This window comes from Aeromicrobium sp. YIM 150415 (assembly GCF_016918125.1).
Taxonomy (GTDB): Bacteria; Actinomycetota; Actinomycetes; order Propionibacteriales; family Nocardioidaceae; genus Aeromicrobium; species Aeromicrobium piscarium.
Map to the genome: position 1 here is coordinate 58,517 of NZ_JAERWM010000024.1, position 16,804 is coordinate 75,320.

The 16,804-nt window shown below is 68.1% G+C and carries 20 protein-coding genes and 4 tRNA genes; 15 read left to right on the forward strand and 9 right to left on the reverse strand.

Annotated elements, in window-relative coordinates; translation table 11 throughout:
* Positions 1 to 32: 32 nt before the first annotated feature.
* Positions 33 to 947, reverse strand: coding sequence for an EamA family transporter RarD (gene rarD, locus JL108_RS15405; RefSeq protein ID WP_246065121.1), 915 nt, complete (start codon positions 945 to 947; stop codon positions 33 to 35).
* Positions 948 to 992: 45 nt separating this feature from the next.
* The gene (locus JL108_RS15410; protein ID WP_205199078.1) at positions 993 to 2,372 is read right to left on the reverse strand and encodes a serine/threonine-protein kinase; all 1,380 of its coding nucleotides are present in this window, start codon (positions 2,370 to 2,372) and stop codon (positions 993 to 995) included.
* A gap of 88 nt (positions 2,373 to 2,460) precedes the next feature.
* Here JL108_RS15410 and JL108_RS15415 point away from each other — a divergent pair, with 88 nt between their 5' ends.
* Positions 2,461 to 3,045 carry a bifunctional 2-polyprenyl-6-hydroxyphenol methylase/3-demethylubiquinol 3-O-methyltransferase UbiG gene (locus JL108_RS15415; protein ID WP_205199079.1) on the forward strand — a complete coding sequence of 195 codons (585 nt, stop codon included), beginning with the start codon at positions 2,461 to 2,463 and terminating at the stop codon, positions 3,043 to 3,045.
* Between the two features lie 95 nt (positions 3,046 to 3,140).
* Here the strand turns inward: JL108_RS15415 and JL108_RS15420 are convergent, their stop codons facing one another.
* Positions 3,141 to 3,632, reverse strand: a complete 492-nt coding sequence (locus JL108_RS15420) for a YajQ family cyclic di-GMP-binding protein (protein WP_143913023.1) — start codon at positions 3,630 to 3,632, stop codon at positions 3,141 to 3,143.
* Positions 3,633 to 3,724: 92 nt separating this feature from the next.
* On the opposite strand from JL108_RS15420, the gene JL108_RS15425 reads away from it, so the two are divergent.
* The 3 genes from JL108_RS15425 to JL108_RS15435 all read left to right on the forward strand — a co-directional run bounded on the left by JL108_RS15425 (position 3,725) and on the right by JL108_RS15435 (position 5,411).
* A tRNA-Tyr gene (locus tag JL108_RS15425) sits at positions 3,725 to 3,806 on the forward strand.
* A 136-nt stretch (positions 3,807 to 3,942) separates the two neighbouring features.
* Positions 3,943 to 4,680, forward strand: a complete 738-nt coding sequence (locus JL108_RS15430; protein WP_205199080.1) for a helix-turn-helix domain-containing protein — start codon at positions 3,943 to 3,945, stop codon at positions 4,678 to 4,680.
* Positions 4,680 to 5,411 carry a hypothetical protein gene (locus JL108_RS15435; protein ID WP_205199081.1) on the forward strand — a complete coding sequence of 244 codons (732 nt, stop codon included), beginning with the start codon at positions 4,680 to 4,682 and terminating at the stop codon, positions 5,409 to 5,411. Before JL108_RS15430 ends, JL108_RS15435 begins: the two co-directional genes overlap by 1 nt.
* Before the next feature lie 14 nt (positions 5,412 to 5,425).
* On the opposite strand, the gene JL108_RS15440 is transcribed toward JL108_RS15435, so the two are convergent.
* The 3 genes from JL108_RS15440 to JL108_RS15450 form a co-directional block, all read right to left on the reverse strand.
* The gene (locus JL108_RS15440) at positions 5,426 to 6,064 is read right to left on the reverse strand and encodes a histone deacetylase (protein WP_205199082.1); all 639 of its coding nucleotides are present in this window, start codon (positions 6,062 to 6,064) and stop codon (positions 5,426 to 5,428) included.
* 113 nt (positions 6,065 to 6,177) lie between these two features.
* Positions 6,178 to 7,014 carry a sulfurtransferase gene (locus JL108_RS15445; protein ID WP_205199083.1) on the reverse strand — a complete coding sequence of 279 codons (837 nt, stop codon included), beginning with the start codon at positions 7,012 to 7,014 and terminating at the stop codon, positions 6,178 to 6,180.
* A gap of 43 nt (positions 7,015 to 7,057) precedes the next feature.
* Positions 7,058 to 8,182 (reverse strand): VanZ family protein, encoded by a 1,125-nt coding sequence (locus JL108_RS15450; protein WP_205199084.1) that lies wholly within the window; start codon positions 8,180 to 8,182, stop codon positions 7,058 to 7,060.
* Between the two features lie 59 nt (positions 8,183 to 8,241).
* Between JL108_RS15450 and JL108_RS15455 the strand changes: the two genes are divergently transcribed.
* The 5 genes from JL108_RS15455 (at position 8,242) to JL108_RS15475 (ending at position 10,983) form a co-directional block, all read left to right on the forward strand.
* A complete protein-coding gene (locus JL108_RS15455; RefSeq protein ID WP_205199085.1) occupies positions 8,242 to 9,264 on the forward strand; it encodes a quinone-dependent dihydroorotate dehydrogenase in 1,023 nt (340 codons plus the stop codon).
* Positions 9,265 to 9,350: 86 nt separating this feature from the next.
* Positions 9,351 to 9,426 (forward strand) — tRNA-Thr (locus JL108_RS15460).
* Positions 9,427 to 9,471: 45 nt separating this feature from the next.
* Positions 9,472 to 9,548, forward strand: a tRNA-Met gene (locus tag JL108_RS15465).
* 49 nt (positions 9,549 to 9,597) lie between these two features.
* Positions 9,598 to 9,768, forward strand: a complete 171-nt coding sequence (gene rpmG / locus JL108_RS15470) for a 50S ribosomal protein L33 (protein ID WP_087625371.1) — start codon at positions 9,598 to 9,600, stop codon at positions 9,766 to 9,768.
* 195 nt (positions 9,769 to 9,963) lie between these two features.
* Positions 9,964 to 10,983 carry a UDP-N-acetylmuramate dehydrogenase gene (locus JL108_RS15475; protein ID WP_205199086.1) on the forward strand — a complete coding sequence of 340 codons (1,020 nt, stop codon included), beginning with the start codon at positions 9,964 to 9,966 and terminating at the stop codon, positions 10,981 to 10,983.
* A gap of 16 nt (positions 10,984 to 10,999) precedes the next feature.
* Here JL108_RS15475 and JL108_RS15480 read toward each other — a convergent pair whose 3' ends face one another.
* Genes JL108_RS15480 through JL108_RS15490 form a run of 3 tightly spaced genes read right to left on the reverse strand, consistent with a single transcriptional unit; the run spans position 11,000 to position 13,069 of the window.
* A complete protein-coding gene (locus JL108_RS15480; RefSeq protein WP_205199087.1) occupies positions 11,000 to 11,329 on the reverse strand; it encodes a DUF4190 domain-containing protein in 330 nt (109 codons plus the stop codon).
* A complete protein-coding gene (locus tag JL108_RS15485) occupies positions 11,326 to 11,991 on the reverse strand; it encodes a DUF4190 domain-containing protein (RefSeq protein WP_205199088.1) in 666 nt (221 codons plus the stop codon). Before JL108_RS15485 ends, JL108_RS15480 begins: the two co-directional genes overlap by 4 nt.
* Positions 11,992 to 12,019: 28 nt before the next feature.
* Positions 12,020 to 13,069 (reverse strand): adenosine deaminase, encoded by a 1,050-nt coding sequence (locus JL108_RS15490; RefSeq protein ID WP_205199089.1) that lies wholly within the window; start codon positions 13,067 to 13,069, stop codon positions 12,020 to 12,022.
* Positions 13,070 to 13,225: 156 nt separating this feature from the next.
* On the opposite strand from JL108_RS15490, the gene JL108_RS15495 reads away from it, so the two are divergent.
* The 6 genes from JL108_RS15495 (at position 13,226) to JL108_RS15520 (ending at position 16,580) form a co-directional block, all read left to right on the forward strand.
* Positions 13,226 to 13,298: transfer RNA gene (locus JL108_RS15495), tRNA-Trp, on the forward strand.
* Between the two features lie 35 nt (positions 13,299 to 13,333).
* Positions 13,334 to 13,555 carry a preprotein translocase subunit SecE gene (secE, locus tag JL108_RS20025; protein ID WP_143913014.1) on the forward strand — a complete coding sequence of 74 codons (222 nt, stop codon included), beginning with the start codon at positions 13,334 to 13,336 and terminating at the stop codon, positions 13,553 to 13,555.
* Between the two features lie 15 nt (positions 13,556 to 13,570).
* Complete coding sequence (gene nusG / locus JL108_RS15505; protein WP_205199090.1) at positions 13,571 to 14,335, forward strand: transcription termination/antitermination protein NusG; 765 nt, start codon at positions 13,571 to 13,573, stop codon at positions 14,333 to 14,335.
* 110 nt (positions 14,336 to 14,445) lie between these two features.
* On the forward strand, positions 14,446 to 14,874 hold the full coding sequence (gene rplK / locus JL108_RS15510; protein WP_143913012.1) for a 50S ribosomal protein L11: 429 nt from the start codon (positions 14,446 to 14,448) through the stop codon (positions 14,872 to 14,874).
* A 67-nt stretch (positions 14,875 to 14,941) separates the two neighbouring features.
* The gene (gene rplA, locus JL108_RS15515) at positions 14,942 to 15,655 is read left to right on the forward strand and encodes a 50S ribosomal protein L1 (RefSeq protein WP_205199091.1); all 714 of its coding nucleotides are present in this window, start codon (positions 14,942 to 14,944) and stop codon (positions 15,653 to 15,655) included.
* Between the two features lie 124 nt (positions 15,656 to 15,779).
* Positions 15,780 to 16,580, forward strand: a complete 801-nt coding sequence (locus JL108_RS15520) for a hypothetical protein (protein WP_205199092.1) — start codon at positions 15,780 to 15,782, stop codon at positions 16,578 to 16,580.
* The last annotated feature ends 224 nt before the right edge of the window (positions 16,581 to 16,804 follow it).

Genomic DNA, 16,804 nt, shown 5'->3' on the forward strand with positions numbered 1-16,804 from the left:
CCCTTCCCACCGCTCGCGGGAGCTGCGCGGCCTCAGAGCACCGGAGTACCGTCGGCGGCACGTCGGAGGCTGCGGCGATGGGAACGCCAGGCGTCGAGGGTGAAGATCGCGAGAGCGATCCAGATCAGCACGAAGCCGATCCAGCGGGCCGACCCCATCTGCTCGCCGAACACCGTCAGGCCCAGGGTGAAATGCAAGATGGGCACGAGGTACTGCAGCAGCCCCACCGTCGACAGATTGAGTCGGCTGGCCGCGGCGGCGAACAGCAACAGGGGGATCGCAGTGACGACCCCGGTGAGCACGAGCAGCGTGGTGTTCCCGGCGCCGTGGTGCCCGAATGCGAGATCTCCTCGGGTCTGCAGCAGCACCAGGAAACCGAGGGCGAACGGGAACAGCACGGTGGTCTCGACCGTCAAGGCCTCCACCGCGCCGAGCGAGGTGCGCTTCTTGATCAGGCCGTATACCGCGAAGGATGCCGAGACGAGCAGGGCGATCCACGGCGGTCGGCCCAGATCGACGGTGAGGATCCCCACCGCCACCGCACCCACGCCGACCGCGATCCACTGCTGGCGTCGCAATGACTCCTTGAGGAAGAAGACCGCGAACAGCACGGTGATCAGCGGGTTGATGAAGTAGCCGAGGGACACTTCGAGTACGTAGCCGTTGTTGACGCCCCAGATGAACGACCCCCAGTTGACGGCGATGACCATCGAGGCCAGGGCCAGCCAGATCAGCTGAGAGCGGTCACGGACCAAGGTGGCGAACGAGTGCCACCTGCGCGTCAAGGTGAGCAGGCCGGCGCAGAACACCAGCGACCAGACCACCCGGTGGGCGAGTACCTCGAACGGCGAGGCCGGCTCGAGCAGCGGCCAGTACAGCGGGAACAGGCCCCAGCCGAGATAGGCGAGGACCCCGAAGACGAGTCCGCTGCGCGTCTGCTGGGTCACGAGCGCAATCTACGCCCACGAGCACGCGTACCGGACCCGGACCCGTCATTCCTCCGGGTCGGGAGCCGCACCGTTCTGGTCGTCGGGGGGAGTGGTCGGCTCCTCGGTCGGCGTCGGTGTGGGAGTCGGGGTGGGCTCGGTGGTCGGCGTGGGTTCGGGCGTCGGTTCCTCGGTGGGCGTGGGTTCGGGCGTGGGTTCGGGAGCCGGGGGCGGTGCCGTGGTCGGATCGGGCGCCGGAGTGGTGGGCGGTGTGGGTGTGGGAGTCGACGCGGGCGGGGTCGTCACGGTCACCGTGGGTGTCGGCTCGGCGGGCGCCTCTTCCCCTTCCTGTGCGAGCGCCCACCAGACCGCTCCGATCGCGAGCGCGATGACGAGCGCCACCACGGCCCAGGGGAGCCAGCGCCGCCATGCCGCGGGCTGGCCCTTCTGAGAGGCGTCTTTCGACTCGTCGGCGATGGCGACTGGCGCTGCCACGGCGGTCGCACCGATGGACGTGGCGTCGACGGCGGTCCCGGCCACCATCGTGCCGTCGTCGACGGGGGCGTGCACCGCGGTCGCGTCGCCGAGTCCGGCAGCGGCGATGACCCCGGCGACGTCGCCGCCCGAGGCGAGGGTGCTGAGGGCGGTGCTGGCCTGAGCCGCGTCGAGCCGTTGCTCGGGGTCGCGACGGGTCATGGCGTCGAGTACGAGTCCCCAGTCGCGTCCGAGCTCTGCGGGCACCTCGGGCTGGCGGTGGAGCCGAGCGGAGAGCGTCTCCACCTGGGAGCCGGGGAACGGATTCTCACCGGTCAGCGCTTCGAGTAGCACCAGCGCCAGCGCGTAGACATCGGCGCGGGGTCCCACGGGCTCCAGGACGGCCTGCTCCGGGCTGAGGTACTTCGCCGTGCCGACGAGGATGTCCGGCGAGGTGAGCCGTGTCCCCTCCAGATAGCGCGAGACCCCGAAGTCCGTGAGCTTCACTCGCGGCTGGTCACCGGCCAGGAGCATGACATTCGAGGGCTTGATGTCGCGGTGGATGACATGCGCGTCGTGAAGGACGGCGAGCGCTTCGGCGATCTGCGCGCCGATCTCGGCCACGACCCGCGATGGCAGTGGACCGTCGGCGAGGGCCGTCGTGAGGGTCTTGCCGTCGACGAACTCCATGACCAGGTAGGGCTGGTCGCCGTCGGGGCGCACGTCGTAGATGCTGACGAGGCCCGGCGCGGAGACGCCGGCGCCGATGCGGGCCTCCAGCTCGTGCCGGCGCAAGGCCTCCGCGTCGTCGAGGCCGGTGCCCCAGCGCATGATCTTGACCGCGACGATCCGCTTGAGCAGTTGATCCTCGGCGCGATACACGTCGGCCATGCCGCCGCGGCCGACGAGGGACACGAGCCGGTAACGACCGTCGAGGACGTCGCCACTGCGATCGTCGAGCGGTTCGCTCATGGTCCTCCTTCACCGGATCGTTGACGCACCATGTCCATTGTGCTGAGCGGAGGAAAGCGCCGCAGGGGGACTGAGGGACACTGGTGGCATGTCGACCCCGCGATGGTTCAGCGAGACCTCTGAGACCCATTCACAGTGGTACGTCGAGCGGTTCCGCACGCTTGCGGCCGAAGGCGCTGATCTGACGGGCGAAGCTCGCCTCGTCGATGCCGTCGTCAAGCCCGGCTCGCGGGTCCTCGATGCCGGGTGCGGACCGGGACGGATCGCGGGTGAGCTGCATCGCCGCGGTCACCGTGTCACGGGTGTGGATGTCGACCCGGTGCTGATCGAGGCGGCCGAGCTCGACCATCCCGGCCCCGTGTACCGCGTAGCCGATCTCGCTGAACTCGACCTCGGCGAGGAGCGATTCGATGCCGCGGTGTGCGCGGGCAATGTGCTGGTCTTCGTCGCTCCGGGCACGGAGAGCCGCGTGCTCGCCCGGATCGCCGCTCATCTGGTGGAGGGTGGGAAGCTGCTGGTCGGGTTCCGGCTCGATCGCGACTATGCGCTGGACGAGCTCGACGGCGATGCGCGCGTGGCCCGTCTGGAGCTGGTGCAGCGCTTCGCGACCTGGGATCTCGATCCCTTCGTCGAGGGCGCGGATTTCGCCGTCAGCCTCTTCCGCCGCATCTGAGCCCACCCGCCCGGGCGGTGAGCTGTCACGCACCCGAGGCGGTGAACTGCGGGATAGCTCACCGCCTGCGGCGCGCACACGATCGGGCGACGAGGTCAGCGGTAGTTGGTGAACTGCACCGCGAAGTCGAGGTCGGCGCCCTTGATGAGCGCGATGACGGCCTGCAGATCGTCGCGCTTCTTGCCGGTCACGCGCAGCTCGTCGCCCTGGATCTGCGCCTTGACACCCTTGGGACCTTCGTCGCGGATGAGCTTGCTGAGCTTCTTGGCCTGCTCCGTGCTGATGCCCTGACCGAAGGAGCCGTTGAGCTTGACGTCTTTGCCGGACTGGCGCGGCTCGTCGGTGTCGAGGGCCTTCAGCGAGATGCCGCGCTTGACGAGCTTCTCCTTGAAGACGTCGAGGATGGCCAGGGCACGCTCGTCGGCGTTGGCGGTGATCTCGATGCCGAACTCACCCTTCCACTCGATCGCGGCGCCGGTTCCCTTGAAGTCGTAGCGCGTCGCGATCTCCTTCGCGGCCTGATTGAGGGCGTTGTCGGCCTCCTGGCGGTCGACCTTGCTGACGATGTCGAAGGACGAATCGGCCATGGGTGATCTCGCTTCCTGTCCGGTCGGGGCTGGTGCTCACCACCCTAGAGGTCTGCGGTAGTGTTGCTGACTGTCGCCCTCGGGTGACACCCGGCAGGTTGCCCGAGCGGCCAAAGGGAGCTGACTGTAAATCAGCCGGCATTGCCTTCAGAGGTTCGAATCCTCTACCTGCCACGGAACGACGAGGGGCCTCCGACTTACGGGTCGGAGGCCCCTCGTCGATCTCGGCCCTGCTCCGGCTCTCAATCCGTTGACGAAAATCTTTAAACCTCTATACCATTGCGTTAATTGAGTAAAGGCATATGAGGATGTGATCGCCGTGGGTCGAGTGAGCGTATCGGAAGCTGCCGAAGCCCTCGGCGTCCGTCCGCAGCGTATTCACCAGCGCATACGTGACGGGTCGCTGCCCGCCCGGCGTATTGGGCATCAGTGGTCGATCGAAGAGGCTGATCTTGCTCCACTCGGGTATCGCAGGAGACCGGGACGACCGCTATCGGCCCGGTCGGCCTGGGGTATGGCGGCAGCCGCTTCAAACGACTCGAGGGTGCTGGCCCGGTTGAGCGCGCCTGAGCGCTCGCGTGCTCGTTCTCGTGTGCGCGACCTCGTCGAGCTGGCGTTCGCCACGAACCTCAACGACGCGGCGGCGGCTCTCGCGGTGGCGTGTGGCAACCGTGCGCGGCGTGCGCTGTTCGTCGCCTCGGTTCGTGATCTACCCGATCTGCGCGCTGACGATCGGCTTCGTCTGTCGGGGATCTCGCTTCCTGAATCGACGATCTCAGGGGGCGAGGTCGTCGAGGGATATGTGATGGATCGTGACGTCGATGCTCTCGCGGACGGCTATCTGCTCTCGCCTGCCGGCCAGAATGAAGCGAACGTCATCCTGCACGTGGTGGACAGTCAGGTCGAAGACCTGGTCGCCGAAGACGTCGCGGAGTCGTTGCTCATCCGGGCCGCTGATCTCGCCGAGCACGGGGGTATCCGGGAACGAGAACAGGTCGTCAGATCGCTTGAGGAACTCCGTTCCGCCGTGGTTGCGAGGGGGCTCTGATGGCCGACTCCGTGGAGATGCCGGCGATGGGCGCCGCGCAGGCCCAGTCCTGGCATGCCTTGATGGAGCTGTACGACCAGATCGATCACGGATGGGCACTCATCGGCGGACAGTTGGTTCACCTGCACTGCGCTGAGCGTGGAGTGTCCCCCATGCGGCCGACCGACGATGTCGACACGGTCGTGGATATCCGCGCTTCGACAGACATGCTCGAGACGTTCACAGGGGCCCTTGCCGACCTGGGGTTCGAGCCTGAGATGTCCGGCGACGGCGTCCAGCATCGGTGGCGTCGTGACCTCGCGCAGATCGACGTTCTCATCCCCGAAGGGGTTGGAGAGCGTGCGCGTCAGCGGGTGGGCGTCGGAGGCGCGCCGACGGTCTCAGCGCCCGGCACCACACAGGCGCTCACACGTACCGAGCCTGTCGCCGTAGTCGTCGGTGACCGCGAGGGGACGGTGTTGCGACCGAACTTGGTGGCGGCGTTGGTAGGAAAGGCCGCTGCGCGCACCGAGATCGCGTCGAATCGTGCGAGTGTCCGTCACAGCACGGATTTCGTCATCCTGGCATCGCTCATCTCTGCCCGAGACTTCCGGGAGACGGAGCTGAGCAGGAAGGACAAGAAGCGTCTGCGTGCCATGGTGGAGCGTTGTCGGCACGATACGGAGGTCATGGCCTGGGTGGGAGCGACGACGGCTCTCGACCGACTCGGGCGTGCTGCCGAATTGGGATGACGGGTGCCTCCCGGTCAGACGCTCGGCAGCACCTGTGAGAAGTAGGCGGCGGTGCGGTCCTCGTCCCATCCGTGGGACTCCCCGAGCCCATTGGCGAGCATCGCCAGATACGCCGGCGACGGGGCGGCGTGCCCTACGGCGTCGCGTCCGTGGGGTGCGGTGAAGGTCAGCATCGGCAGGCCGTCGCGTCGTCCGACCTCGATGAGCGTCTCGTAGTGGCCCGGGCCGACCTCATGCCGTGCCCCCTGGCCGCCGAGCCCGTCGACGATCACGCGCTCGAGAGGGTCTCCTTCGCGTGGTACCCGGTGCATCTCCTGGGCCGCGATGTCCACGAACTGGGCGGCGGTCACCAGGTAGGCGCGCGCCGCCGTCGGCCCTGGGGTGAGATGGTCGTAGAAGGCGACTCCGCCTCCCCACTGTGGCGATTCTCCGGCGAAGTACAGCGCGCCGGGCAGTTCGACGCCGGCCGAGGCGAGCGGCGGGCGAGGGTCGCGGGCACCGGGATTGCGCCGGGCGCCGCCGGGCGGCGTGCCGCCCTCGAGGTAGAGCCGCAGCCGTTCGGCCGCGAGATTCGACCCGTAGCTGACGTACCAGACGAGGTCGCCGTGGTGCGGAAGGACGGTCTCGTGCAGGGGCGCGGTCACCTCGCTCATGGAGATCCAGGCTAGCGGAGCGGTGAGGAGGCGTCCGTTCTGATCGACGGATGGACGCCTTCTCACCGCCCGACCCGAGAACTGGACGCCTACTCACCGCCCTGGTGGGGAGGTCAGGAGGCTTCGAGGGGGCGGGACGGGTCCGCGGTCCACTCGGTCATCGAGCCGTCGTAGATCGCGACATCGTCGCGCCCGGCAGCGAGCAGCGCGAAGGCCGCCGCGGTCGCCGCGATGCCTCCACCGCAGTAGGTCACGGGGCGCACGGCGGGATCGAGGGCGCCCGCTGCCGCGAAGATCTCGCGCAGCGCGCCCGCATCCTTCAAGGTGCCGTTCTCACGGACGAGGCTCGGGAAGGGCACGTTGACGCTGCCGGGGATGTGCCCGCGGGCGAAGTCTTCGGGAGCGAGCGCGTTGACCAGCAGCACGCCGTCGTCGTCGATGGCCGCCTCGACGTCGGCAGTCGAGGCGATGCGTTCTGGGCGCCGGCGCGCGGTGAAGGTGGCCGGAGTCGGCTGGACCTCCTCGGACCCGGTCGGCTGCCCGGCGGCCTTCCACGCTGCGAGGCCTCCGTCGAGCACCTTCACCCGGTCGAAGCCCTCGTATCCCAGGTGCCACCAGAGGCGAGTCGCCCAGATCCCGTTGGCGTGGTCGTACACCACGACGGTGTCGTCATCGCCGATCCCCGCGGCGCCGAGGGCCTCGGCGAAGCGATCGGAGTCCACGGGGGTGAAGCGGATGGGGGTGTCGTCGCGGCTGAGCTCGGCGTCCTGGTCGATGAAGACGGCACCGGGGATGTGCTCGGCTCGGTAGGTCTCCTCCGCGGAAGCGATGTGAGCGCCGTTCTCATCGAAGGAGAGGTGCACGGTGGCATCGACGACGCGAAGGCGGGGATCGTCGAGGTGCTCGGCCAGCCAGGCGGCGTCGACGAGGGGCAAGGTGGGCTCGGTCATGTGCCGCACCGTACTCCTCGAACGACCCGCGACGGCAGTCGTTTCACGTGCTGGACGTCACCGGAGCGGAGCCCCGGGCGTCGGCCACGGTGGCGCCGGTGAGCCGGAACGAGGCACCACGAGCCGTGCGGTCGAAGAGCATCCAGCCGAGCCACACCACGGCCACCAGCAGCGATGCGGCATTGAGCACGTCTCCTCGAGCGGACCCGACGAAGGGTGGCGCCATCGCGAGCGCGGAGAGGGTCGCGTAGGTGCCGAAGCCCACCAGCATCCGGCCGCATCGGTGACGTCGGCCCTGCCAGGTCGGCTCGAGCCAGACGGCCCGCTGGCCGAGCGAGGCACCGGAACCGATGGCCGACGGCAGATAGATCCCAAGTGCCAGCCAGAGCGCGGTCCACAGGAACGGTCCCGTCCAGCCGTCGTCCCCTGGGATCGGCTCGCCCAGCAGATAGACCACCACTGCCCGGTGGGCGACGGTGAGCGCGATGGGCACCAAGGTGAAGAGGCCGAGGTCGATCAGCATGCCCGCGAGACGGCGTCGTCGAGTGACGGGACGGGGCAGGCCTCGGCTCGCACCGGCCCGCCGAGGGTCGGGGAGCCAGAACAGCACGAGGGGAGCGACGAGAGCACCGACGAGCGCGCCGCCGGTGTTGGTGATGACATCGTCGATGTCCGCCACCCGGTAGGCGCAGCCGAAGGCGCCGAACGCTCCCGTTCCCTGGATGCTCTCGATGAGCGCTGAGACCGCGAGTCCGGATGCCGTGGAGAGTAGGAGACCGCGGCCGTAGAACCTGCGCAGGAACGCACCCCACGGCACGAACAGCAGCACGTTGAACGCGACCTGCAGGAAGGCGAAGCTGGTCAGAGTCGCCCGCCACGACTCGCCGGCCGTCTGCGTGCGGATGTCGTTGACGAAGGCGAAGGGCGTGAGATTGCGTCCGGGGGCGGGGTTGGTGGCACACCAGTCGGCATCGGGAAACGGCAGCAGCGTATAGGCGATCAGCGCGACCCCGTAGACGGCGATCAGCGCGGCGCCGATGAGGCGGGCGAGACGGATCTGTCCCCAACGGCGCGACTCGATGACGAGAATCGGCACGAAGAGCACGACGAAGGCGGAGAGTCCGAGGAGTATCGCGATGTAAGCGGGCCAGGTCCAGGCGTCGATCACCTCCCCAGTGTGACCGAGCCGCGTCGGTGACGCCGCGCGGCGGGCCCTACGCTGGCCCCGTGGTCTACGGCGCCTTCTTCGACACGGTCTTCCGCCGCATGGATCCCGAGAACGCGCACCACCGCGCCTTCCGAGCGATCCGTGCCGCCCGCCCCCTCACGCCGCTCGCCTTCCGGGTGCCGGAGCGTCCGGTCGAGGTGATGGGGGTGCGCTTCCCGCATCGTTTCGGTCTCGCTGCCGGATTCGACAAGGATGCGCGCGGTGTTGTGCCATTGCTCAATCTCGGGTTCGGGCACGTGGAGATCGGCACGGTGACCGCGCGGCCGCAGCCGGGCAACGAGCGGCCGCGGCTCTTCCGGCTGGTCGACGATCGCGCGATCGTCAACCGGATGGGTTTCAACAACGACGGCGCCGCGGAGGTGGCGTCGCGCCTTCATCGTCTGCGCGGCACGCAGGCCGGGCGCCGAGCGGTGATCGGCGTCAACATCGGCAAGACCAAGGTCGTCCCGGCCGAGCGCGCGGTCGACGACTACGCGGAGAGCGCGAGGCTCCTCGCCCCGTTCGCGGACTATCTGGTCGTGAACGTGTCGTCGCCCAACACGCCGGGCCTGCGCGACCTGCAGTCTGTGGACGCCTTGCGGCCGATCCTGACGGCGGTCCACGAGATCGCCGATCGGATCGGCGGAGGAGTGCCCCTCGTGGTCAAGATCGCCCCGGATCTTGCCGACGACGATGTCGATGCGGTCGCCGACCTCGCCCTGGAGCTGGAATTGGACGGCATCACCGCCGCCAACACGACGGTGGCGCGCCCGCAGAGTCTGCGGACCTCGCGCGCCGAGATCGACCGGATCGGCGCAGGGGGCCTGTCCGGGCCGATCCTGGCCGACCGGGCGACCGAGATGCTCACGCGGCTGCGCGCTCGGGTCGGCGATCGGCTCGCGCTCATCGCCGTCGGCGGGGTGAGCACCCCGGACGACGTTCGCGCTCGGATCGCCGCCGGCGCCGACCTTGTCCAGGCCTACACGGCCTTCGCCTACGAGGGGCCCGCCTGGCCCTCGAGGATGGCCCGCGCAGCCCTGTGATTCGAGGCTTTTCGGCCACCCGTCAACCCCGAGGGGACCCCGGTTTGGGTGGCGTGGGGGCATCCTGTAGTGTTAATCCTCGGCCCGCCCCTTTAGCTCAGTCGGCAGAGCGTTTCCATGGTAAGGAAAAGGTCTACGGTTCGATTCCGTAAAGGGGCTCCAAGGCACGGGCGACCGTGTCGAACGGTGGCGGATTTCCGTCCCCGTGGCGGGGTAGCTCAGGTGGTTAGAGCACACGGCTCATAATCGTGGTGTCGCGGGTTCGAGTCCCGCCCCCGCTACCACTGAACTTCATATCCGCAGCAAGCACCCCGATCCAAGAAGAGGCACACCGTGGCCAGCAAGAGCTCCGACGTTCGTCCCAAGATCACCTTGGCGTGCACCGAGTGCAAGGAACGCAACTACATCACGAAGAAGAACCGTCGAAACGATCCCGATCGTCTCGAGATGAAGAAGTTCTGCCCGCGCTGCGGCACGCACCGCGATCACCGCGAGACGCGCTGACATCGGCTTTCCTCGACGACCCCCGGCCCTCGGCCGGGGGTCGTCGGCGTTTCCACTCGGTGACGGAGCCGCGGTCCTCGGCCCAGATTTGGCCAGTTGTGGCCCGTTCCACCGTGACGAAACGGGCCACAACTGGCCAAATCTGGGCCAGGGGGTCTGGACGTGTGCATCGGCGGCCCTGCTAGCGTCGCGCGGGTGGAGCTTGCTGAGGTGACGACGCTGCGGCTGGGAGGCCCGGCGCGCACAGTGATCGAGGCGGCGGACGAGCGGACCCTCCGGGAGGCCGTCGCCGTGGCCGACGAGGCCGCCGATCCGCTGCTCCTCGTCGGAGGCGGCAGCAATCTCGTGGTGGCCGACGACGGATTCGACGGCACCGTCGTGCTCGTGCGTACCCGGGGTGTCCGTGTCGAGTCCGATGCCTGCAGCGGTGCGATGGTCACGGTCGCCGCGGGGGAGAGCTGGGACGACCTCGTCGCCCGCGCTGTGGTGGAGGAATGGGTGGGTGTCGAGGCCCTGTCGGGGATCCCGGGCTCGGTCGGAGCGACGCCGATCCAGAATGTCGGCGCCTACGGTCAGGAGGTCGCCGACACCATCGTGTCCGTCCGGGTCTACGACCGCTACGAGCGCGCGATCCGCACGATCGCCCACGCGGACTGCGGCTTCGGCTACCGGACGAGCCGCTTCAAGGAGCAGCCGCAGCGCTATGTGGTGCTGGAGGTGACCTTCCAGTTCCGGCTCGGGAACCTCGGCGCTCCGGTCCGCTACGCCGAACTGGCGCGCACGCTCGGCGTCGAGCTCGGCGAGCGGGCCCCGGCGGCTGACATCCGCCAGGCCGTGCTGGCGCTGCGTCGGGGCAAGGGCATGGTGCTGGACGACGGCGATCACGACACCTGGAGCGCCGGGTCCTTCTTCACCAACCCGTTCCTCACCCCCGATCAGGCCCTACTGCTACCCGGGGAAGCGCCTCGTTTCGAGCAGGCTGACGGGCGCATCAAGACGAGCGCGGCCTGGCTGATCGACCACGCCGGGTTCGCCAAGGGCTACGGCGACGGCCCCGTCCGCCTGTCGTCCAAGCACGCGCTCGCCCTCACACATCGAGGGGGAGGATCGACCCGTCAGCTGATCGACCTGGCCCGCGAGGTGCGCGACGGCGTCGAGCAGCGTTTCGGAGTACGCCTCGCCAACGAGCCGGTGCTCGTCGGGATCTCCCTCTGATCGCGGGCGACGCCGCTCAGTAGGTCGAGCTGCTGGAGCTCGCCATCACGCCCAGGAAGCCGAAGAAGACGACGGCGACGATCATCAACACGCCCAGTCCGAGCAGCACGGTGCCGATGATGCCGAGGATCTTGCCGGCGTTCGCCTCCGAACGCCCCTCATAGCGACCGCCGGAGGCGTCGATCTCGCTGACCGCCTTGCCGCCGATGTACCAGGCGAACGGCCCGAGGATGCTGCAGATCACGAGGCCCAGGATGCCCAGCACCAGGGCCAGGGTCGACTGCGGGTGCTTCTCCGGAGGCCGCCAGCCGCCGTTTCCCTGCGGGGCAGTGGGGTACGAGCTCATCGAAGGCCTCCGGAGATGTAGGTGCTGATGTCGTCATAGGGATCGTAGGAGGAGTCGAAGGCTCCAGCGATACCGAGGACCACGAAGAAGCCGAAGGCGAGGATTCCGAGCACGAGCAGCACGGTGCCGATGATGCCGAGGATCCTGCCCGCGCTGGCCTCGGAGCGTCCGGAGTACTGCTGCGGTGCGGCGTCGATCTCCTTGACGGCCTTACCGCCGAGCCACCAGGCGAAGGGGGACAGGAAAGCGGGCAGGAAGCAGATGAAGGTGCCGACGAGCCCGACGATGCCCAGCACCAGCGAGGTGGTGGCCTGCGGATGCTTGGGCTGCTGCGGCCACGGCTGCTGGGGGTAAGGCTGCGGGTAGGGCGAGGCGCCCTGACCGTAGGGCTGATAGCCAGGCTGCTGGGACTGCCCATAACCGGGCTGCTGGGGCTGTCCGTAGCCCGGGTTGCCCGGCTGGCCCTGGTGAGTCTGTCCGTAGCCCGGGTAGTCGGGCTGGCCCTGACCGGGCTGGCCTTGCTGCGGGCCGGCTTCTCCCCAGCCCTGCGGAGGCGGGCCCACGGGCCCGGGCGCGTCGCCGCTCGGCCGGGACCGGCCGGGCTCTTCGAAGGGATCCGGCTCGCCCTGACCCCAGCCCTGTGGCGGATTCTGGTCGCTCATGCCGACACCTCGTCGATGACTCGCTCGCTCATGGGGCCATCTTGTCACGTGCCGGCGGCGACTCCGAGCCCGCGAGCCACGCGTCGATCCGCTCCAGGGCGTCCTCGCGAAGGTCCGCCGGAGCATGCGAGGAGCGCAGCGACATCCGTGCCAGCTCCGCCAGCTCGGCATCGCTGAAGTCCTGGGCCGCCCGGAGCACGGCGTACTGGCCGGCCAGACGTGTGCCGAACAGCAGCGGGTCGTCCGCTCCGAGCGCCACCTGCAGTCCGGCGTCCATCAGATCGCGGACCGGGATCTCGTCGAGGGTCTGATAGACGCCCAGAGAGACATTCGAGGTCGGGCACACCTCTAGCGCCACATCGCGCTCGGCGAGCTCCTCGAGCAGCCGGGGATCCTCCGCCGAGCGGATCCCGTGGCCGAGCCGGTCGGGGTGCAGATGGGTGAGGCACTCGCGGACGTGTGCCGGCCCGCGGAGCTCGCCGCCGTGCGGCACGAGATCGAGTCCGGCCCGTTCGGCGATCGCGAATGCCGGGCCGAAGGCCGCGGTGTCGCCACGGCGCTCGTCATTGGAGAGCCCGAAGCCGTGGACCCCGCGGCCGGCGTACTGGGCCGCCAGCCGGGCGAGGATCCGAGCATCGAGCGGGTGTCGGGTCCGGTTGGCGGCGACCACGACGCTCATGCCGATGCCCGTGAGATCGGAGGCGTCGCGCACCGCGTCGAGCACCAGCTCGGTGAAGTCCGTGATCCCGCCGAAGCGAGCGGCATAGCCCGACGGATCCACCTGGATCTCGGTCCACACCGAGCCGTCGGCGGCATCGTCCTCCGCAGCCTCCCGTACCAGGCGGCGGACATCGTCCTCGGTGCGCAGCACCGACCGGGCTGTGTCGTAGAGGCGCTGGAAGCGGAACCAGCCCTTCTCGTCGGCGGCCGTCAGTTGCGGAGGCCACTCCTCGACGAGCGCGGAGGGCAGCCGCACGCCGTCGCGCTCGGCCAGCTCGAGCAACGTGGCGTGACGCATCGAACCGGTGAAGTGCAGGTGTAGGTGTGCCTTGGGAAGGTCGGAGATCGGAGGCCGCATCACGAACAATCTTGGCACGTTCCTCGCCGGCTGCCCGATGCCCTGCGCCGAGCCGGTTCGACTCGGTGGGGCACGACCCCGTACACTGGCACAAACCTGTGGATCACACGGTGTTCGTCCTGCCTGCGCGCAGGTCGTCCGCCGCGCGACACACCAAGGGCACTAGCTCAACTGGCAGAGCATCGGTCTCCAAAACCGAAGGTTGGGGGTTCAAGTCCCTCGTGCCCTGCAAGGACCAGACGAACGACCGATGAAGGAGCGACCGTGAGCGATCATCACGAACTGGCGGGTACCCGCGCCAAGCGTACGTCGCCGCTGACCTTCTACCGCCAGGTCGTCGCTGAGCTGCGCAAGGTCGTCTGGCCCACGCGCCCGCAGGTCGTCAACTACTTCTTCGTGGTCTTGACCTTCGTGCTCATCATGATGGCCATCATCGCTGGCCTGGACTACGCCTTCGGTCAGCTGAACTTCTGGATTTTCGGCTAAGGACTTCGATTCACTGTGACCCAGGAACTTCCTGACGAGAACACCCCTGTCGACACCACCGAGGAGGCCGAGGCCGAGACGGTGGAGGCCGACGAGGCCACCACGACTCCTACCACCGAGGAGTCGTCGGACGAGGTGACCGCCGAGGACGCGCCCGCGGCCGACCCCCTGGAGGAGTTCCGCGAGCGGTTGCGCGGCCAGTTCGGCGACTGGTACGTGATCCACACCTATTCGGGCATGGAGAACCGGGTCAAGCAGAACCTGGAGAACCGCATCACCTCCCTCAACGCCGAGGACTACATCTTCGAGATCGTCGTGCCGACCGAGGAGGTCGCCGAGATCAAGAACGGTCAGCGCAAGCTCGTCAAGCGCACCGTGCTCCCCGGCTACGTGCTGGTTCGCATGGATCTCACCGACGAGTCGTGGGGCGTCGTGCGCCACACCCCGTCGGTCACGGGCTTCGTGGGCAACTCTCATCAGCCCGTTCCCCTGAGCCTGGCCGAGGTCGAGCAGATGCTCGCCCCCGCCGTGGAGGCCGAGGTCGCCGCGGAGGCGGCCGCCGAAGACACCTCGGAATCGCAGCAGTCGAAGGCTCCCAAGCTCGAGTTCAGCGATTTCGCGGTCGGCGACTCCGTCATGGTGGTCGACGGTCCGTTCGCGACGCTGCACGCGACCATCACCGAGATGAACCTCGACGCCCAGCGCGTCAAGGCGCTCGTCGAGATCTTCGGCCGCGAGACACCGGTCGAGCTGAGCTTCGCTCAGATCCAGAAGGTTTGATCGCCCAGCGGTCAAAGGTCGAGAAGCCGCGAGGACTCTGTCAGTAGAGTGGGACGGCGTATCGAGACCTCATCACCACAGTAGGAAATACCTAGTAAGGACCCACAGCAATGCCTCCCAAGAAGAAAGTCGCTGCCGTCGTCAAGGTGCAGCTGCAGGCCGGCCAGGCCAACCCGGCCCCGCCGGTCGGTACGGCCCTGGGCCCGCACGGCGTCAACATCATGGAGTTCTGCAAGGCGTACAACGCCGCGACGGAATCCATGCGTGGCAACGTGGTGCCCGTCGAGATCACGATCTACGAGGATCGTTCCTTCGACTTCATCACCAAGACGCCGCCGGCCGCTGAGCTCATCAAGAAGGCCGCTGGCCTGAGCAAGGGCTCGGCCGTTCCGCACCGTGACAAGGTCGGCAAGATCACGCAGGATCAGATCCGCGAGATCGCCCAGACCAAGCTCCCGGACCTCAACGCCAATGACGTCGAGGGCGCCATGAAGATCGTCGCGGGTACCGCGCGCTCCATGGGCGTCACCACCGACTGACACCACCCGACACCGTGGAAGGGTCGGCTGGACCCGCACCACACCTGGTCAGAAAGAGACACCAGACATGCCACAGCACAGCAAGGCGTACCGCGCCGTCGCGGCCAAGATCGATCGCGACAACCTCTACACCCCGCTCCAGGCGACCACGCTCGCCAAGGAAGCGGGCAGCAAGAACTACGACTCCACGGTGGACGTCTCGGTCCGCCTGGGCGTCGATCCCCGCAAGGCCGATCAGATGGTCCGCGGCACGGTCAACCTCCCGCACGGCACCGGCAAGACCGCCAGGGTCCTGGTCTTCGCCACCGGCGCCAATGCGGACGCCGCCCGTGAGGCCGGAGCCGACTTCGTGGGCTCCGATGACATGGTCGAGAAGGTCAGCGAGGGCTGGCTGGACTTCGACGCGGTCGTCGCCACCCCGGACATGATGGGCAAGGTCGGCCGCCTCGGTCGCGTCCTCGGCCCGCGCAACCTCATGCCCAACCCCAAGACCGGCACGGTCACCCCCGATGTCGCCAAGGCCGTCGGCGACATCAAGGGCGGCAAGATCGACTTCCGCGTCGACCGTCACGCCAATCTCCACTTCGTGATCGGCAAGGCGTCCTTCGGCGCCGAGCAGCTCGCCGAGAACTACGGCGCCGCGATCGACGAGATCATGCGTCTCAAGCCGTCCAGCTCCAAGGGCCGCTACCTCAAGAAGGTCACGGTCTCGACCAGCAACGGTCCGGGCATCCCGGTCGATCCGACGCACCTGCGCGACTTCGCGTCGAACGAGGACTGAGCTCCTCGCTCTCTCGCAGCAACGCCCCCGCCTCGTCTCGAGGCGGGGGCGTGGTCATGTAGTGGACGTCACACGCCTCAGCCCCGAACGGACACGCGGTCCCGGTCCCGGTAGGGTCGTTTTCATGAGGAAGCTCCTGACCGCCCTGCTGGCGACGCTGGCCCTGTTGTTCGTCTCCGCCTGTGGATCCGATGATTCCGGCTCCGGCTCCTCGGGGGAGGTGGGCGAGGACAAGGGCGTCGAGCTGACGCAGGACAACTTCGCCGAGGAGATGTCCAAGGCAGTCGTGAAGGCCGGCACCGCCCACCTGTCCATGGAGGTGGACGTGGCGGGCACGCCGCTCACGGTCGAGGGCGACACCCTCACGGCGGAGGATCCGGCCGACGCCGCGGTGGCCATGTCCATGGACATGGAGGCGGCGGGCGCTCCGGAGGGCACCAAGATGGACATGCGGATGGTCGACCAGGTCATGTACATGAACATGGGCCAGATGACCGGGGACAAGTTCTTCAAGATCGACCTCACCGACGAGTCCAACCCGCTGGGTGCTCAGTACAACCAGCTCGTCAACCAGTCCAATCCCGCCGCTCAGTTCGACGCGATGGACGACGCGATCAGTTCCTTCGAGGAAGACGGCGACGGCGGCGAGATCGACGGTGTCGAGACCAAGAAGTACACCATGACGCTCGACGCCGCCGCCATGCTGGAGGCGCAGGGTATGGATACCGTCGGTGCTCCCGAGTCGCTGGATTACGTCCTGTACATCGGCGTCGACAACCTCCCGCGCCGGATGGAGATCGAGGTGCCCGGTGCCGGCACCTCGACCATCGATTGGACCAAGTGGGGCGAGGACGTCTCGATCGAGGCCCCGGCCGAGGACGAGATCAGCGACGAGAACCCCTTCGCGGGCATGGCCGGCAGCTGATCTGAGCGAGATGACGAAGGGCGGGACCGCTGATGCGGTCCCGCCCTTCGTCTTCCCACGGTGGTCGATAGCGACCACCCTTCGATACGCGGCTCGTTCCTTGCCGCTACTCAGGGGCCGGTGGTGGGTGTGTGCTCTCGATGGGGTTCCTGCTCGCCGGGCCTCCTCGATCACCGGCTCCTCTCGCCCGGGCCCATTCAACGTGCCATCGTCGCCGCTCCTCG

Excerpts from the sequence above, each read along its gene's own strand:
- rplA (WP_205199091.1), top strand. The coding sequence starts at position 14,942 with ATGCCACAGCACAGCAAGGCGTACCGCGCCGTCGCGGCCAAGATCGAT.
- JL108_RS15440 (WP_205199082.1), bottom strand. The coding sequence starts at position 6,064 with ATGAGCGAGGTGACCGCGCCCCTGCACGAGACCGTCCTTCCGCACCAC.
- JL108_RS15435 (WP_205199081.1), top strand. The coding sequence starts at position 4,680 with ATGGCCGACTCCGTGGAGATGCCGGCGATGGGCGCCGCGCAGGCCCAG.
- JL108_RS15480 (WP_205199087.1), bottom strand. The coding sequence starts at position 11,329 with ATGAGCTCGTACCCCACTGCCCCGCAGGGAAACGGCGGCTGGCGGCCT.
- JL108_RS15445 (WP_205199083.1), bottom strand. The coding sequence starts at position 7,014 with ATGACCGAGCCCACCTTGCCCCTCGTCGACGCCGCCTGGCTGGCCGAG.
- JL108_RS15410 (WP_205199078.1), bottom strand. The coding sequence starts at position 2,372 with ATGAGCGAACCGCTCGACGATCGCAGTGGCGACGTCCTCGACGGTCGT.
- JL108_RS15490 (WP_205199089.1), bottom strand. The coding sequence starts at position 13,069 with ATGCGGCCTCCGATCTCCGACCTTCCCAAGGCACACCTACACCTGCAC.
- JL108_RS15520 (WP_205199092.1), top strand. The coding sequence starts at position 15,780 with ATGAGGAAGCTCCTGACCGCCCTGCTGGCGACGCTGGCCCTGTTGTTC.
- rplK (WP_143913012.1), top strand. The coding sequence starts at position 14,446 with ATGCCTCCCAAGAAGAAAGTCGCTGCCGTCGTCAAGGTGCAGCTGCAG.
- JL108_RS15415 (WP_205199079.1), top strand. The coding sequence starts at position 2,461 with ATGTCGACCCCGCGATGGTTCAGCGAGACCTCTGAGACCCATTCACAG.
- JL108_RS15420 (WP_143913023.1), bottom strand. The coding sequence starts at position 3,632 with ATGGCCGATTCGTCCTTCGACATCGTCAGCAAGGTCGACCGCCAGGAG.
- JL108_RS15485 (WP_205199088.1), bottom strand. The coding sequence starts at position 11,991 with ATGAGCGACCAGAATCCGCCACAGGGCTGGGGTCAGGGCGAGCCGGAT.